Raw genomic sequence first — 2857 nt, 5'->3', positions numbered from 1 at the left:
TCCCTGCACAAATTGCCGCAGCTAATGAAGTTTTTGATGTAGTGGAAGAAGCACCCCAATTCAAAGGAGGAATGGAAGAATGGAGCAGATTCCTCTCCAGCACCTTGCATTATCCGGACAAAGCCAAAGAAGCTGGGATAGAGGGTACCGTTTTTGTGGTTTTTGTAGTCCAACCTGATGGCAGGGTAACCAATCCTGAAATTCTTAAGGGCATAGGTGGCGGCTGTGACGAAGAAGCACTACGTGTCATCCGCCAATCCCCTGACTGGATCCCTGGAAAGCAAAGAGACCAAGAAGTTGCAGTCAAAGTGCGGCTTCCAATCAGGTTTAAATTAAGTTGATCTGGACTACTTGCACAAAGAGGTGGGGTTAAATCCTGCCTTTTTGTGTTTTGCTTCATGAGCTTTTTTTATCAGGGTTCGGAATTTACAATCCCGAACCCTGATTCCTAGGATTTGTAATCCTTGTTTTTCCAGGATACGACGCATTTTTTTGGCAAAGCACCTTGGGGAGATTAGTATTAGTTTGGATTTGTCTAGCTGTGCTATTGACACTTTCCTGATGGAGGAGTTTTTTTACCAATTTTAAGATCAATTATCCCCTAAGGACAATTTACCTGCTTTGAATACATTAAAACTCAAAGAAACATAAAACACATTGGCCTGAAAATTTTCATAAGGTCTAAAACTGGCACCGGTATCCGGATCCGTGGCTGTAAAACTCCTGTTGAAAAATTCCGTCGGGTAGTACTTTACCTTGATGCTCGTACCTCCGGGCAGTGTCATCCCCGCAAAAAAGGAACTTTGCCACAAATTGACCCGGTCACTGAACCAGACATTGAATCGGTCAACTCTTCTTTCATCCCTAAAAGTTCTTTCCCTATAGTTGAATGCCCATTCGAGTTCATACCCGGCAAAGAAAAACTGCCGGTTAAGGTCTCCGATTTTGACACCGATAGGGACGCCAAGGTTGTAGGTCCTTACTTTTTTTCTGATGGATGGGGATTCATCAAAAATAAAACCCACATTCCTAAGGTTGAGACCGGTAAACCAGCCAAAGTTTGTGCTTTGATCAAAGTTCAGAATATTCTGTATGTTGATCACAGGGGCCCATCGGACCACATTGTTGTAACCATCTACCGTACCACCGGAGAATATCCATTCCCCTCCAGAGCTCCAATAAGTTTTGGGAAATAGGCTGACTTCTTTCTGGGCCTGTACCAGGATGGAAAATTGAATCATAAAAATGATCAAGAGTAGCGTTCTTTTCATAAATGTAAAGGTTAAAATATAGTAAAACGAAGTTACAAATAATCCAACCTATTTTAAATACGATAGTTTGAATTTTTGGTGAAACTGAATTTCCGGAGTTTCCAATCCAACGGATTTCATCTGGGGTAAATAATCTGAAGGTAATCAATCCCTTTGGGATTGTTTCTACCCTTAGAAATTCCTGCCTATCAGATAGCATTGGGCTTTTTTTCCAGCGTTCAACTGCGTTAATCCCTGCCTGCTGACTGCAAGGAGACGGGACTGTTCATCATTGCAGCTGGCAGGTGTGGTTAATATCCTTTTTTGCGGATTGAAAATCCGCGGTATCGCATCAGGAAATTGTAAATTCCAAGTAGGCCAAAAAGCGAAGCGTTTTATCCCAGCCTGCGTCTGGCAGGTGTGTTCATCATCATTCATCTGTGGTTAAATACTAAAAAAGCGAAGCTTTTTTTCCAATATAGAATATATAAAGCGGTAATATTTAAGATATCTGTGGCTTTCAGCCCCGGTCGGCTTGGGAGACGATACATGTTCACTTGGGATAGGGCATCACCCTATCCTTTGCTATCAAGGGCCCTCGGCCCTATTCTTGCACATTATACGAAGAAGATCATTAGTGAAAATTTGAAAGCCTTGCGCTAATTCAATTTCCCATGGTGCCGGTGATCTGATTTACCCATTTGAGATCCCACAAAAGCACCAAACCCAAAGAATTTGTGTACATCCGTGTAATTCCTGCCTGCAGCAGGCAGGAGTGGACAGTCATTTGCGGATTGAAAATCCGCGGTATCGCTTCAAGAAATTGTAAATTCCGAGAAGCACAGCAAGTCCATCATTTTTTAGATTTCTTCTTCGTAGAAATGACAAGTTGAGGCCTTTGACAATAGCAGCCCTTGTGTAAATTGAACTCTACTTTTTACTTGGCTCTTGGCTCTTATTATTCCTACCCTACACCCTGGCCCCTCACTAAAAATATCCACTGGACATTTTCTTAACGTTCATACCCCCTTAAAAACCTTAACTCCTTAATGTTTCACTTCCGAAATCCGCCTTCCGAAATCCGACTTTTCCCTTTTCCCTTGATTCTACCTCCGTGTATCTCAGTGTCTACTCTGTGTCTCTCGGTGTAATCCAAAAAATTCTTTCTCCTCAAACACCGATCCCGTCAACCCTCAAAGCTCCAATCCATTCTTCATTCATCACTCTTCATTCTGCATTTTACATTTAAAAAAACATCTACCAATATCTCTCTTACCATTTCTACAATATTTCGCGTCAGCAGTATTTCAACTTTATTTCAACTATTTTAGCAAAATGGATAAAGATTTGGAACAACAGTTTTTGAGCAGTCTGGAAATAGCAGGGTTCAACGATATGCAGCGGGCATTTATCGAGGCAACAGTAGAAAACCCCAATATCATGTTACTGGCGCCAACAGGTTCCGGTAAAACCCTGGCTTTTTTGTTTCCCTTATTCAAAAACCTGGATCCCACTTCCAGAAGTATTCAGGCTCTGATCATCGTTCCCTCAAGGGAATTGGCCTTACAGATCGAGCAGGTTTTCAAATCCCTGAAAACAGGTTTTAG

Annotated in this window: 3 protein-coding genes; 2 read left to right on the top strand and 1 reads right to left on the bottom strand. The window is 42.0% G+C overall.

Going from position 1 to position 2857, the window contains the following annotated elements; translation table 11 throughout:
- The coding region (locus tag QZT73_RS16670; protein WP_291789370.1) for an energy transducer TonB at positions 1 to 341 on the top strand (341 nt) is incomplete at its 5' end.
- Positions 342 to 590: 249 nt separating this feature from the next.
- Here QZT73_RS16670 and QZT73_RS16665 read toward each other — a convergent pair.
- Positions 591 to 1271 (bottom strand): hypothetical protein, encoded by a 681-nt coding sequence (locus QZT73_RS16665; RefSeq protein ID WP_291777648.1) that lies wholly within the window; start codon positions 1269 to 1271, stop codon positions 591 to 593.
- Between the two features lie 1314 nt (positions 1272 to 2585).
- On the opposite strand from QZT73_RS16665, the gene QZT73_RS16660 reads away from it, so the two are divergent.
- A partial coding sequence (locus QZT73_RS16660) for a DEAD/DEAH box helicase (protein WP_291789368.1) occupies positions 2586 to 2857 on the top strand: 272 nt, incomplete at its 3' end.

Origin of the sequence: Cecembia sp. (assembly GCF_007126775.1) — a bacterium.
Taxonomy (GTDB): Bacteria; Bacteroidota; Bacteroidia; order Cytophagales; family Cyclobacteriaceae; genus Cecembia.
This window is presented reverse-complemented; position numbering and strand designations above follow the sequence as displayed.